Source organism: Pseudoalteromonas sp. MMG006 (assembly GCF_018101025.1).
In the GTDB taxonomy this organism is placed as follows: domain Bacteria; phylum Pseudomonadota; class Gammaproteobacteria; order Enterobacterales; family Alteromonadaceae; genus Pseudoalteromonas.
In genome coordinates this window covers 1-15086 of the sequence record NZ_JAGJEJ010000016.1, presented here as the reverse complement: position 1 = coordinate 15086, position 15086 = coordinate 1, and the positions used below count along the sequence as shown (strand labels likewise).

Sequence of the window (15086 nt, the reverse complement as noted above, 5' to 3'; positions counted from 1 at the left end):
CCATGTCGGATGAGAACAAAGAAATTAAGTTACGTTGGTATGTAGTACAAGCTTTTTCGGGTTACGAAAAGCGTGTGGCACAAACGTTAACTGAACATATTAAAATCGAAGGCCTTGAAGAGAGCTTTGGTGAGATATTAGTACCAACTGAAGAAGTTGTTGAGATGCGCGCTGGTCAAAAGCGTAAATCTGAGCGTAAATTCTTTCCAGGTTACGTATTAGTACAAATGGATATGAACGATGCTAGCTGGCACTTAGTGAACAGCACAGAACGCGTAATGGGCTTTATTGGTGGTACTTCTGACCGTCCAGCGCCTATTAGCTCAAAAGAAGCTGATCGTATACTTAACCGCCTACAAGAAAATGCTGAAGCACCTAAACCTGCTACATTATTTGAACCAGGTGAAGTTGTACGCGTTACTGATGGCCCATTTGCTGACTTTAGCGGTGTGGTTGAAGAAGTTGACTACGAAAAGAGCCGCGTAAAAGTATCTGTACTTATTTTTGGTCGTTCTACGCCGGTTGAGCTTGAATTTGGTCAAGTTGAGCAAGATAAGTAATTGATTAAAAAAGCTTCGCCAAAGTTTTTATAAATTTTGGCACGAAGCTTGAAAAAGGCCGCTGATTAACTTATAATCAGCGGCCTTTTTGTATTAAGGTAAAAATTTATTTTTACTGTACAAAAAGTACGAAACCAATTTTTAAACTGGGAAGCCGTTAGAGTACGCGTCCTCGCGCGCACAAGGCTAAGACCCACCAAATGAGGTATTTATAATGGCTAAAAAAGTTGAAGCTTTAATCAAGCTACAAGTTGCCGCTGGTATGGCTAATCCTAGTCCTCCAGTAGGTCCTGCACTAGGTCAACACGGTGTAAACATCATGGAATTCTGTAAAGCGTTTAACGCACGTACAGAGTCTATCGAAAAAGGCGCTCCAGTTCCTGTAGTGATCTCTGTTTACGGTGACCGTTCATTTACGTTCGACATGAAAACGCCACCTGCTGCTTACTTACTTAAGAAAGCTGCTGGTATCAAGTCAGGCTCAGGCCGTCCTAACACTGATAAAGTAGGCACAGTAACTCGTGCTCAACTTGAAGAGATTGTTGAGACAAAACGAACTGACCTTACAGCTGCCGATATGGACGCAGCGGTTCGCACTATCGCAGGTTCTGCGCGTGCGATGGGCTTGAACGTAGAGGACTAAGAAATGGCTAAATTAACTAAACGTATGCGTACTATCCGCGAAAAAGTGGAAGTAACTAAAGATTACGAAATCAATGAAGCAGTTGCTCTTTTAAAAGAGTTAGCGACAGCTAAATTCGTAGAAAGTGTTGACGTTGCCGTTAACCTTGGTATCGATGCTCGTAAATCTGACCAAAACGTTCGTGGTGCAACTGTACTACCTAACGGTACTGGCCGTGACGTTCGTGTTGCTGTATTCACACAAGGCGCTAATGCAGAAGCTGCAAAAGAAGCCGGTGCTGAATTAGTAGGCATGGAAGATCTTGCTGAACTAGTTAAAAAAGGCGAGATGAACTTTGACGTTGTTGTTGCATCACCAGACGCTATGCGTGTTGTTGGTCAACTAGGTCAAATCTTAGGCCCACGTGGTCTAATGCCAAACCCTAAAACTGGTACTGTAACGCCTAACGTTGCAGAAGCAGTTAAAAATGCTAAAGCAGGTCAAGTACGTTACCGTAATGACAAAAATGGCATCATCCATACTACTATCGGTAAGGTTGATTTCACTGCTGAGCAACTTCAACAAAACCTTGAAGCTCTAATTGTTGCGCTTAAGAAGGCTAAACCTTCTCAAGCTAAAGGTGTTTACTTGAAAAAAGTAACTATCTCTACAACAATGGGTGCAGGTGTTTCTGTTGACCAAAACACTTTAAGCACAGTTGTAGCTTAATTTGGTGTTTACATGGCGCGAAATTTATACTATAATTTTGCGCCATTTTGTTGATTAATTTATTAATTGGCAAAGTAAAGAATTCGGGTTGAAGTCCATAATTTCGGTGTGCCTCTGGCAAGTCGATAAATTGGGCTTCCGTCCAAGACCGTAGGCGGTTTCGGCCTTAATGTTTACCTACGTAGACGGTGTGAATCCCCAGATAGATTTTTCCTAATCCTTCTGGCTCTCGCCGTAAAAAGCATCTCCATCAGATATTTTGGTGGGGAAGAGTAAAAACAGGGAAGCCGAATGTCGGTAACCCCATTAAACCAGGAGTAACACCCATGGCTTTAAATCTTCAAGGCAAAAAAGCAATTGTTGCTGAAGTCAACGAAGCAGCCAATGGTGCTCTTTCTGCAGTTGTTGCAGATTCTCGTGGTGTAGCAGTAGGCGCAATTACAGCCCTTCGTAAAGAAGCTCGTGAAGCTGGTGTATGGATGAAAGTTGTTCGTAACACGCTAGCAAAACGTGCTGTTGAAGGTACTGAATTTGAATGTCTATCTGACTCGTTAGTTGGTCCAAGCTTAATCGCTTTCTCATCAGAGCACCCTGGTGCTGCTGCGCGTATCTTTTCAGATTTCGCGAAAAAGAATGAGAAATTTGAGCTTAAAACGGCCGCTTTTGAAGGTAACATCGTAGACGCAGCAATGCTTGCTACATTACCTACATACGACGAAGCTGTTGCACGCTTAATGAGCGCTATGAAAGAAGCGTCTGCTGGCAAATTGTGTAAAACAATTGAAGCAGTACGTGTACAGAAAGAAGAGCAAGCTGCTTAATTTTAAGCTGTTTAACCTCCCTTTCGGTGTAAAAATTTATTTGGACCTAGAGTCCGTTAATTATTAGGAAATTTGTAATGTCTGTAACTAAAGACCAAATCCTTGACGCAATTGCTGAAATGTCAGTAATGGACGTTGTTGCTCTTATCGAAGCAATGGAAGAAAAATTCGGCGTAACTGCTGCAGCTGCAATGGTAGCTGGTCCAGCTGCTGAAGCTGCTGAAGAGAAAACAGAGTTTGACGTAATCCTTACTGGCGCTGGCGCTAACAAGGTTGCTGCAATCAAAGCTGTTCGTAGCGCAACTGGCCTTGGCCTTAAAGAAGCGAAAGCGCTTGTTGAAGCTGCTCCTGCACCTATCAAAGAAGGTGTATCTAAAGAAGAAGCTGAAGCACTTCAAAAAGACCTTACTGAAGCTGGTGCTGAAGTTGAGGTTAAGTAATTTAGCTTTTGCTAAGTTCGCTGCCTGAGAAATCAGGCAAGGGCTGGTGATTATTTAATCACCGGCCTTTTTGCGCTATAGAGCGATGTATTCCTATAGCTCAAATAAAATCTGATTTTCTCTTTACTTTCAACGCTTTATAGTTTGCTAGTGTTGTGAAGGGGAGTTTATTAGAACAACAATTAAATGTTGTAAATCTTGGCTTAGATGCCAGTTAAGTCTGTTCTTACAAGAACAGGTCGGGTCAAAGATCAGCAAGCTGAGGAACCCCATGGCTTACTCTTATTCTGAAAAGAAACGTATCCGTAAGGATTTTGGTAAACGTCCACAAGTTTTGGATATACCTTTCTTACTGTCGACGCAGTTAGAATCGTTTAAAAAATTCTTAGTCCCGGACGCTGATGGCGATCATGGTTTGGAAGCTGCCTTCCGTTCTGTGTTCCCAATTAAAAGCTACTCGGGAAATTCTGAGCTTCAATACGTAAGTTATCGTATTGGTGAGCCAGTATTCGATGTAAAAGAATGTCAAATTCGCGGTGTGACTTATTCTGCTCCACTTCGCGTGAAACTGCGTCTTGTAGTTATGGACAAAGAAGCTCCAGGCACAGTTAAAGACATTAAAGAGCAAGAAGTTTACATGGGCGAAATTCCGCTCATGACCGATACCGGTACTTTTGTAATCAATGGTACAGAGCGTGTTATCGTTTCTCAGCTACACCGTAGCCCTGGTGTATTCTTTGATAACGACCGCGGTAAAACCCATTCATCGGGTAAAGTATTATATAACGCTCGCGTTATACCTTACCGTGGTTCATGGTTAGACTTCGAATTTGATGCAAAAGATAACCTATACGTTCGTATTGACCGTCGTCGTAAATTACCGGCGTCTATCATTTTACGTGCACTAGAGTATTCTAGCGAACAAATCCTAGATATGTTCTTCGATAACACTGCGTTTGAAGTAACTGACGGTAAAGTTCTTATGGAACTTGTACCTTCACGTTTACGTGGTGAAACTGCCGCTTTTGATATCAAAGGCGAAGACGGTGAAGTACTTGTTGAAGCGGGTCGTCGTATTACGGCACGTCATATCAAGAGCATCGAGAAGAAAGGCATTAATCAATTAGAAGTACCACATGAGTACATCATTGGCCGTATTGTAGCTAAAAACTATGTTGATGAGTCAACAGGTGAAGTGATTGCAAACGCTAATGACGAGCTATCTCTAGAATTGATGGCTGAATTGGTTAAAGCTGGTCACACTAAAATTGATACGTTATATATCAATGAAGTGGACAGCGGTGCTTACATGTCAAATACATTAAACATTGACTCTTCAAGCAACCGTTTAGAAGCATTAGTAGAAATTTATCGCATGATGCGCCCAGGCGAGCCACCGACGAAAGACGCGGCTGAAGCCTTATTTGAGAACTTGTTCTTCTCTGAAGAGCGTTATGACTTATCTACTGTAGGTCGTATGAAGTTCAACAGCCGTGTTGGTTATGATACTGATACAGGCCCTGGCACATTAAATAAAGAAGACATCGTGTCTGTTATGAAAGTATTAATTGCTATTCGTAACGGTCAAGGCGATGTTGATGATATTGACCACTTAGGCAACCGTCGTATACGTAGTGTTGGCGAAATGGCTGAGAACCAATTCCGTGTAGGTTTAGTACGTGTAGAACGTGCTGTACGTGAGCGTTTAAGCTTAGGTGACCTTGACGCGATAATGCCACAAGATCTTATTAACGCTAAGCCTATTTCGGCAGCGGTTAAAGAGTTCTTCGGCTCGTCTCAGTTATCACAGTTTATGGACCAAAATAACCCGCTATCAGAAGTAACGCATAAGCGTCGTATTTCTGCATTAGGTCCGGGCGGTCTAACTCGTGAACGCGCTGGCTTTGAAGTACGTGACGTTCACGTAACTCACTACGGTCGCGTATGTCCAATCGAGACTCCTGAGGGTCCAAACATCGGTCTAATTAACTCATTGTCTACGTACGCACGTACAAATGACTATGGTTTCTTAGAAACACCTTACCGCAAAGTGGTAGACGGTGTTGTAACTGATGAAGTTGATTACTTATCAGCCATTGAAGAAGGTCAGTTTGTTATCGCACAGGCGAACTCAAACTTAACTGAAACCAATGAGTTTGTTGATGAACTTATTCCATGTCGTCACAAAGGTGAATCTACCTTTATGGGTCGTATGGATCAGCAATATATGGATGTATCACCACAACAGGTGATCTCTGTAGCGGCAGCACTTATCCCGTTCTTAGAACACGATGATGCTAACCGTGCATTGATGGGTTCAAACATGCAACGTCAAGCAGTACCAACATTGAAAGCGGATAAGCCGTTAGTAGGTACTGGTATTGAGTTAACACTAGCAAAAGATTCTGGTGTAACGATTGTTGCTAAACGTGGTGGTGAAGTAATGTATGCTGACGCAAGTCGCATCGTTGTAAACGTACATGAAGAAGAACGCATTCCAGGTGAAGCGGGCATCGACATCTACAACTTAACCAAATACACACGTTCTAACCAAAATACATGTATTAACCAAAAACCAACTTGTATGGTTGGCGAACCGGTTACTCGTGGTGACGTGTTAGCAGATGGTCCTTCGACTGACTTAGGTGATTTAGCCCTTGGTCAAAACCTTCGCGTGGCATTCATGCCATGGAACGGTTACAACTTCGAGGATTCAATCTTACTATCAGAGCGCGTAGTTGAAGAAGATCGTCTAACGACTATTCATATTCAAGAGCTACAGTGTGTTGCCCGTGATACTAAATTAGGTCCTGAAGAGATCACTGCAGATATCCCGAATGTGGGTGAGTCTGCACTAGGCAAGCTTGATGAATCAGGCGTTGTTTATATTGGTGCTGAGGTTAAAGGCGGCGATATCCTAGTAGGTAAAGTGACTCCGAAAGGCGAGACGCAATTAACACCTGAAGAGAAGCTACTGCGTGCTATCTTCGGCGAAAAAGCGTCTGACGTTAAAGACAGCTCTTTACGTGTACCAAACTCTGTAACTGGTACTGTAATTGACGTACAAGTTTTCACTCGTGATGGTGTTGAAAAAGATAAACGTGCGTTAGAAGTTGAAGATATGCAGCTTCGCGAAGCGAAGAAAGACTTCAACGAAGAGTTCCGCATTTTAGAAGCTGGCGTTTTAGGACGTGCTCGCAAGTTACTTGTGAATTCAGGCTTCGAAGAAAGCAACTTAGCGTCAATGAATGCTGAAAAGCTACTTACTCAAAGCCTTGCTGAAGAAGACAAGCAAGCTGAACTTGAGCAATTAGCATCTCAGTACGATGAGCTTAAAGCTGAATACGATAAGAAGTTTGAAAATAAACGTCGTAAAATTACCCAAGGTGATGACTTAGCACCAGGCGTACTTAAGATTGTTAAAGTATACCTAGCTGTTAAACGTCGTATCCAACCAGGTGATAAAATGGCGGGTCGTCACGGTAACAAAGGTGTTATCTCGACTATCGTACCAGTAGAAGATATGCCATACGATGATAAAGGTCGTACGGTAGATATCGTACTGAATCCACTAGGTGTACCATCACGAATGAACATCGGTCAGATCCTTGAAACACACATGGGTCTAGCTGCACGTGGTATTGGTGAGCGCTTAGAGGAAATGATGAAGGAACAACGTGAGCTTCATGAGCTACGTGAATTCATCAAGCAAGCTTACGAAATCGGTGAATCTCGTCAAGAAGTAGATATTGCAAGCTTCTCTGATGATGAAATTCGTCGTTTAGCTGAAAACTTAAAAGGTGGTTTACCAATCGCTACTCCTGCATTTGATGGCGCGAAAGAAAACGAAATCAAAGACATGCTAGAGCTTGGTGGATACCCGAGAAGTGGTCAGGTTACACTCTATGATGGCCGTACTGGCGATCAGTTTGAACGTCAAGTAACTGTAGGTTACATGTACATGCTTAAACTTAACCACTTGGTTGATGACAAGATGCACGCACGTTCTACTGGTTCTTACAGCCTTGTTACTCAGCAGCCGCTGGGTGGTAAAGCACAGTTCGGTGGCCAGCGTTTTGGTGAGATGGAAGTATGGGCACTTGAAGCTTACGGTGCTGCTTACACTCTACAAGAAATGCTAACAGTGAAATCGGATGACGTGAACGGTCGTACTAAGATGTATAAAAACATCGTTGATGGTAACCATAAAATGGAACCAGGTATGCCAGAATCGTTCAACGTATTGTTGAAAGAAATCCGCTCACTGGGTATCAACATCGAGTTGGAAGAAAATTAAGCCAATTAGATGCTGCAGTTAACCCTGCAGCATCTGTTACGGCTGAATAGAATGTAGGGACGAGACTACCCGTCCTCAAGATTAACTCCGACAGGAGAGCTAAGGTGAAAGACTTACTTAAGTTTCTGAAGCAACAAAATAAGACCGAAGAATTCGATGCAATTCGCATTGGTCTTGCTTCACCAGACATGGTTCGTTCATGGTCATACGGTGAAGTAAAGAAACCTGAGACTATTAACTACCGTACTTTCAAGCCTGAGCGCGATGGCTTATTCTGTGCCCGTATTTTCGGCCCAGTGAAAGATTATGAGTGTTTATGTGGTAAATATAAACGCCTTAAACACCGTGGTGTGATCTGTGAGAAGTGTGGCGTTGAAGTTACACTTACTAAAGTGCGTCGTGATCGTATGGGTCATATCGACCTTGCGAGCCCAGTAGCACATATATGGTTTTTAAAATCATTACCGTCACGTATCGGCTTAATGCTTGATATGACGCTTCGTGATATTGAACGTGTTCTTTACTTCGAATCATTCGTAGTAACTGAGCCTGGTATGACTACGCTTGAACGTGGTCAGCTTTTAGGTGAAGAAGAATACCTAGATTCATTAGAAGAGCATGGTGATGAATTTGAAGCCAAGATGGGTGCCGAAGCAGTATTAGACTTGCTTCGTGAACTTGATCTTGGCCAATTAATTGCAGAAATGCGTGAAGAGTTACCAACAATTAACTCTGAAACTAAGCGTAAGAAGATCACTAAACGTCTTAAATTAATGGAATCGTTCCACCAATCAGGTAATAACCCTGAGTGGATGATCATGACAGTACTTCCAGTATTGCCACCTGATCTACGTCCATTAGTACCACTAGACGGTGGTCGTTTTGCGACTTCTGATCTAAATGACCTTTACCGTCGTGTTATTAACCGTAATAACCGCCTTAAGCGTCTATTAGATTTAGCTGCACCAGATATTATCGTACGCAACGAAAAACGTATGTTACAAGAAGCGGTAGATGCGCTACTTGATAACGGTCGTCGTGGTCGTGCTATAACAGGTTCTAACAAACGTCCTCTTAAATCTCTTGCTGATATGATCAAGGGTAAGCAAGGTCGTTTCCGTCAGAACTTACTTGGTAAGCGTGTAGATTACTCTGGCCGTTCTGTAATCACGGTTGGTCCTACACTTAAGCTTCATCAATGTGGTCTTCCTAAGAAGATGGCACTTGAGTTATTCAAACCATTTATCTATGGCAAACTAGAGCGTCGCGGCATGGCTACGACAATCAAAGCTGCTAAGAAGATGGTTGAACGTGAAGTAGCGGAAGTATGGGATGTATTAGACGAAGTAATTCGTGAACATCCAGTATTACTTAACCGTGCACCAACACTTCACCGTTTGGGTATCCAAGCGTTTGAACCTGTGCTTATCGAAGGTAAAGCGATTCATTTGCACCCATTAGTATGTGCGGCTTACAACGCCGATTTCGATGGTGACCAAATGGCGGTACACGTACCGTTAACAATCGAAGCGCAGCTTGAAGCACGTGCACTAATGATGTCTACAAACAACATCTTATCTCCTGCGAATGGTGAGCCAATCATCGTTCCTTCACAGGATGTTGTATTAGGTCTTTACTACATGACGCGCGATCGCATTAATGCGAAAGGCGAAGGCATTGTATTTAAAGATCCTAAAGAAGCAGAAAAAGCATACCGTAGCGGTAATGCAGAACTTCACGCTCGCGTGAAAGTGCGTATCAGCCAATCAGTTAAGAACGAAGACGGTGTAGTAGAAGATACTATTACTATCATCGACACTACTGTTGGTCGTGCGATTCTGTCTCTAATTTTACCTAAAGGTATGCCGTTTGAGTCAATCAACCAAGCATTAGGTAAAAAGCAGATTTCTAGCTTATTAAACGAGTGTTACCGTCGTCTAGGTCTAAAAGACACTGTTGTGTTTGCTGACCAAGTTATGTACACCGGTTTCCACTACGCAATGAAGTCAGGTGTTTCAATTGGTATTGATGACTTAGTTATCCCGCCAGTTAAAGCACAGATCATTGAATCAGCTGAGGCTGAAGTAACTGAAATCAACCAACAATTCCAATCAGGTCTTGTAACGGCTGGTGAAAAGTACAATAAAGTTATCGATATCTGGTCACGTGTAAATGAAAACTTATCACGTGAAATGATGGCCAACTTGTCAAAAGACATGGTTATTAATGCTAAAGGTGAAGAAGAAGAGCAACCGTCATTTAACTCAGTGTTTATGATGGCCGACTCTGGTGCTCGTGGTAGTGCCGCTCAGATCCGTCAGCTAGCAGGTATGCGTGGTCTAATGGCACGTCCAGATGGTTCAATCATCGAGACGCCAATCACGGCTAACTTCCGTGAAGGTCTAAACGTACTTCAGTACTTCATCTCAACGCACGGTGCGCGTAAAGGCCTTGCCGATACAGCACTGAAAACAGCGAACTCGGGTTACCTAACGCGTCGTTTAGTAGACGTTGCACAAGATTTGGTAATTAACGAAGACGACTGTGGCACAGAAGATGGCTTAACAATGAAACCGCTTATTGAAGGTGGTGATGTTGTAGAAGCACTTCGTGAACGTGTTCTTGGTCGTGTTGTTGCTGAAGATATCGTTATTCCAGGTACTAACACAGTGCTTGTTGAACGTAATATCATGCTCGATGAAAAACTGTGTGACCTTTTAGAAGAGCACTCAGTAGATGAAGTACGCGTACGCTCAGTTATCACATGTGATAACGACTTTGGTGTATGTGCTAAGTGTTATGGTCGTGACCTTGCACGTGGTCATATCATCAACGCGGGTGAATCTGTAGGTGTTATCGCGGCGCAGTCAATTGGTGAGCCGGGTACACAGCTTACGATGCGTACATTCCACATCGGTGGTGCGGCATCAAGAGCGTCAGCTGAAAATAATGTACAAGTTAAAACTAACGGTACATTAAAACTGCACAACGCTAAATACGTATTAAACACAGACGGTAAGATTGTTATTACCTCACGTTCTACTGAGATCACTATCATTGATAGCTATGGTCGTGAAAAAGAGCGTTATAAAGTACCTTACGGTGCGGTATTAACAGTGCAAGACAATGCTGAAGTTCAAGGTAACGACATTGTTGCTACTTGGGACCCGCATAGTCACCCAATTGTTCTTGAGCATAAGTCAAAAGTATCGTTCAGCGATATCGATGACTCAAATACAGAGACACAAACCGATGAACTAACCGGTTTAACTCGTATTGTTGTTAAAGACCTTGCTAAAGCCAATGCGAAAGAACCTAAGCTTATCATCGAAAGTGAAGAGCGCGGTCTGCAAGAAACACGTTTACCTTCATTCACTACTATTGAAGTGACAGATGGTGCGACTGCAAACCCTGGTGACGTGTTAGCACGTATTCCACAAGAAGGTTCGAAAACTCGTGATATCACGGGTGGTCTACCACGCGTAGCCGACTTATTTGAAGCGCGTAAACCTAAAGAGCCAGCTATCTTAGCTGAGATCACAGGTACTATTAGCTTCGGTAAAGAAACTAAAGGTAAGAAGCGTTTAGTTATTACTCCAGCTGAAGGCGATCATTACGAAGAAATGATTCCTAAGTGGCGTCAACTTAACGTGTTTGAAGGTGAGCAAGTGTCTAAAGGTGAAGTTATCGCCGATGGTCCTGAATCACCACATGACATCTTACGCCTACGTGGTGTGACTCATGTTGCTAACTACATCGTTAACGAAGTGCAAGAGGTTTACCGTTTGCAAGGCGTTAAGATCAATGACAAGCACATTGAAACAATTATCCGTCAGATGATTCGTAAATGTACAATTATACACGGTGGTGATACTGAGTTCTTAGCGGGTGAGCAAATTGAAGTAGCTCGCGTTAATATCGCTAATCGTGACCTTGAAAAACAAGGTAAAATCCCAGCGAAGTTTGAAATACAACTTATGGGTATCACGAAAGCATCACTTGCAACAGAATCTTTCATCTCAGCAGCGTCTTTCCAAGAAACAACACGTGTTCTTACAGATGCAGCAGTGAATGGTAAGAGCGATGAGCTTCGCGGTCTGAAAGAAAACGTAATAGTGGGTCGTTTGATCCCAGCCGGTACCGGTTTTGCGTATCACCAGGATCGTATGGCACGTCGTAAGCAAAGTTTAGTTGTTGAAGAGCAAACAGTAAGTGCAGAAGAGGCAACTCAAGCACTAACTGATGCTTTAAACGCTGATTTGTCTGGAAATCAATAAACTGTTCTTAATCAATAGATTAAGTGATAGTAAGGCAGATATATTCTGTCTTGCTATCAGTTTAGGTTGACAGGTTAAACTTTGCTCATTAAAATTCCGCCACCCATTTACTTGCATGTATGTTAAAAGCTTGTAAAAAGGGCGGATTTTTTTATTTTTTTCAGTAGTAATTTTAATTTCAGGAGCTATTTAAATGGCAACTATTAACCAGCTAGTGCGTAAGCCACGTCGTAGCAAGGTTACTAAAAGTAACTCAGCTGCGCTTAAAGCGTGTCCGCAAAAGCGTGGTGTATGTACTCGCGTATATACAACTACACCTAAGAAACCAAACTCGGCGTTACGTAAAGTAGCTCGTGTACGTTTAACTAACGGTTTCGAAGTAACTTCATACATTGGTGGTGAAGGTCATAACCTTCAAGAGCATAGTGTAATCCTAATCCGTGGTGGTCGTGTTAAAGATTTACCAGGTGTGCGTTTTCACACTGTACGTGGTGCACTTGACTGTGCAGGCGTTAGCGACCGTCGTCAAGCTCGTTCTAAATACGGTGCAAAACGCCCTAAAGGCTAATTGTTTTCCGTTAGTAAGGCCAAGCACTAAATATTATTAATTATTGTTTTGGGTGATTGTTCCAAAAGGACAAACCTGAATAAACCGGAGATACAAAATGCCTAGAAGACGCGTAATAGGTCAACGTAAAATTCTTCCAGATCCTAAGTTCGGATCGGAACTTCTTGCTAAATTCGTTAACATCGTAATGTTAGACGGCAAGAAATCTACTGCTGAAAAAATTGTTTATGGTGCGCTAGACGTGGCTGCTGAGAAATCAGGCAAGTCGCACCTAGAAATCTTTGAAACTGCACTTGATAACATCCGTCCACAGGTAGAGGTTAAATCTCGCCGTGTTGGTGGTTCAACTTATCAAGTACCAGTTGAAGTACGTCCAGTACGTCGCAACGCATTAGGTATGCGTTGGTTAGTAGACGCTGCACGTAAGCGTGGCGAAAAATCTATGGGCTTACGTTTAGCTCAAGAAATCGTTGACGCTGCTGACAACAAAGGCACTGCGGTTAAGAAACGTGAAGACGTTCACCGTATGGCTGAAGCGAATAAAGCATTCGCACATTACCGTTGGTAATCTGTCCTTAACCTTTAAGAGGATCATATGGCACGTACAACTCCACTTGAGCGCTACCGTAATATCGGCATAGTAGCTCACGTAGATGCAGGCAAAACCACCACAACAGAACGTGTTCTGTTCTACACGGGTCTTTCTCATAAGATCGGTGAAGTACATGATGGCGCCGCAACTATGGATTGGATGGAGCAGGAACAAGAGCGTGGTATCACAATCACTTCTGCTGCAACAACGTGTTTCTGGAAAGGGATGGACGCTCAATTTGACGACCATCGCATCAATATTATTGATACTCCAGGACACGTAGATTTCACTATCGAAGTAGAGCGTTCTTTACGCGTATTAGATGGTGCGGTAGTTGTTCTTTGTGCTTCATCAGGTGTACAGCCGCAAACTGAGACAGTTTGGCGTCAAGCGAACAAATACGAAGTTCCGAGAATGATCTTCGTAAATAAAATGGATCGCACGGGCGCTGACTTCTTAACGGTTGTTAGCCAGGTGAAATCTCGTCTTGGAGCAATGCCTGTTCCAATCCAGTTGCCAATTGGCGCTGAAGACGACTTTAAAGGTGTAATTGACCTTATAAAAATGAAAGCTATTAATTGGAACCAAGCGGACCAAGGTATGACTTTCTCTTATGAGGCAATACCGGCAGAACTTCAAGAGTTAGCTGAAGAATGGCACTCCCATTTAGTTGAAAGTGCAGCTGAAGCCTCTGAAGAACTAATGGATAAGTACTTAGAAGGTGAAGAGTTAAGTGAAGCAGAGATTAAATCTGCTTTACGTCAACGCACATTAGCGAACGAGATTGTTCCCATTACGTGTGGTAGCGCATTTAAAAACAAGGGCGTTCAAGCTGTGCTTGATGGCGTTGTTGAGTACATGCCAGCACCAACACAAGTGAAACAAATCCAAGGTATCTTAGAAAATGGTACTGAGGAAGAACGTCCAGCTGATGATAAAGCGCCGTTTGCTGCACTCGCATTTAAGATTGCAACAGACCCGTTTGTTGGCACTTTAACCTTTTTCCGTGTTTACTCTGGTACCGTTAAACAGGGTGACGCGGTTTATAACCCAGTTAAAAGTAAGCGTGAGCGACTTGGCCGTATCGTACAGATGCATTCAAACTCACGTGAAGAGATCAAAGAAGTTTACGCAGGCGATATCGCGGCAGCTATTGGTCTTAAAGACGTAACAACAGGTGAAACACTGTGTGATCCGAATTCTATTATTACGCTTGAGCGTATGGAATTCCCTGAACCAGTTATCTCTGTTGCGGTTGAGCCTCGCACAATCGCTGACCAAGATAAGATGGGTATCGCGCTAGGTAAACTAGCGGCAGAAGATCCGTCTTTTCGCGTACAAACTGACGAAGAATCAGGCCAGACTATAATCTCTGGTATGGGTGAACTTCACCTAGATATCATTGTCGACCGTATGAAACGTGAATTCAGTGTTGAATGTAACGTTGGTAAGCCGCAGGTTGCCTACCGAGAAGCTATTCGTTCAACTGTTGAAGTTGAAGGGAAGTTTATACGTCAATCAGGTGGTCGTGGTCAATATGGTCACGTCTGGGTTAAACTTGAACCGATGGATATTTCGGATGATGAAGCACCAACTTATGAGTTCGTTAACGAAACGGTAGGTGGTTCTGTTCCTAAAGAATTTATCCCTGCGGTAGACAAAGGTCTCCAAGAGCAAATGTCTCAAGGTGTACTGGCAGGCTACCCATTACTTGGCGTTAAAGCGACTCTATATGATGGTTCATTCCATGATGTAGATTCGAATGAAATGGCATTTAAAGTAGCAGGTTCAATGGCAATGAGAAACGGGGCGCTAGAAGCTGACCCTGTATTATTAGAGCCTATGATGAAGGTTGAAGTAATCACTCCTGACTCAAACATGGGTGATGTAGTTGGCGACCTTAACCGTCGTCGCGGCATGATCGAAGGCATGGAAGATGCAATAGGTGGACTTAAGCAAATTAATGCTCAAGTTCCTCTTTCTGAAATGTTTGGTTATGCAACTGCTTTACGATCTGCAACACAGGGCCGTGCCTCATACTCTATGGAGTTTTTGAAGTACGCTGAAGCCTCTAAACAGGTTGCAGATACAATAATTTCAGCTCGCGCTGTAATATGATTTTAGCTTGTCTGGCTCAATAGTGGGTCAGGCTTTAATTTCTTAATTAGGAATTTTTTAAG

Annotated in this window: 10 protein-coding genes; all 10 read left to right on the top strand. The window is 43.0% G+C overall.

Annotated features, from left to right (window positions below; genetic code table 11):
* Positions 1-2 precede the first annotated feature (2 nt).
* Positions 3-560, top strand: a complete 558-nt coding sequence (nusG, locus tag J8L73_RS14385; protein WP_006791264.1) for a transcription termination/antitermination protein NusG — start codon at positions 3-5, stop codon at positions 558-560.
* Positions 561-774: 214 nt separating this feature from the next.
* Positions 775-1203 carry a 50S ribosomal protein L11 gene (gene rplK, locus J8L73_RS14380; RefSeq protein ID WP_002958879.1) on the top strand — a complete coding sequence of 143 codons (429 nt, stop codon included), beginning with the start codon at positions 775-777 and terminating at the stop codon, positions 1201-1203.
* 3 nt (positions 1204-1206) lie between these two features.
* Positions 1207-1911, top strand: coding sequence for a 50S ribosomal protein L1 (gene rplA / locus J8L73_RS14375; RefSeq protein WP_058549282.1), 705 nt, complete (start codon positions 1207-1209; stop codon positions 1909-1911).
* 326 nt (positions 1912-2237) lie between these two features.
* The gene (gene rplJ, locus J8L73_RS14370) at positions 2238-2732 is read left to right on the top strand and encodes a 50S ribosomal protein L10 (RefSeq protein WP_004588207.1); all 495 of its coding nucleotides are present in this window, start codon (positions 2238-2240) and stop codon (positions 2730-2732) included.
* Positions 2733-2809: 77 nt separating this feature from the next.
* Positions 2810-3172, top strand: coding sequence for a 50S ribosomal protein L7/L12 (rplL, locus tag J8L73_RS14365; RefSeq protein ID WP_211000916.1), 363 nt, complete (start codon positions 2810-2812; stop codon positions 3170-3172).
* 271 nt (positions 3173-3443) lie between these two features.
* A complete protein-coding gene (gene rpoB, locus J8L73_RS14360; RefSeq protein WP_211000915.1) occupies positions 3444-7469 on the top strand; it encodes a DNA-directed RNA polymerase subunit beta in 4026 nt (1341 codons plus the stop codon).
* 104 nt (positions 7470-7573) lie between these two features.
* Positions 7574-11746 carry a DNA-directed RNA polymerase subunit beta' gene (rpoC, locus tag J8L73_RS14355; protein ID WP_211000914.1) on the top strand — a complete coding sequence of 1391 codons (4173 nt, stop codon included), beginning with the start codon at positions 7574-7576 and terminating at the stop codon, positions 11744-11746.
* 193 nt (positions 11747-11939) lie between these two features.
* Positions 11940-12314, top strand: a complete 375-nt coding sequence (gene rpsL, locus J8L73_RS14350; RefSeq protein ID WP_002958885.1) for a 30S ribosomal protein S12 — start codon at positions 11940-11942, stop codon at positions 12312-12314.
* A 97-nt stretch (positions 12315-12411) separates the two neighbouring features.
* The gene (gene rpsG, locus J8L73_RS14345) at positions 12412-12882 is read left to right on the top strand and encodes a 30S ribosomal protein S7 (RefSeq protein WP_010392135.1); all 471 of its coding nucleotides are present in this window, start codon (positions 12412-12414) and stop codon (positions 12880-12882) included.
* A gap of 27 nt (positions 12883-12909) precedes the next feature.
* Complete coding sequence (gene fusA, locus J8L73_RS14340) at positions 12910-15024, top strand: elongation factor G (RefSeq protein ID WP_211018066.1); 2115 nt, start codon at positions 12910-12912, stop codon at positions 15022-15024.
* Positions 15025-15086: the final 62 nt, after the last annotated feature.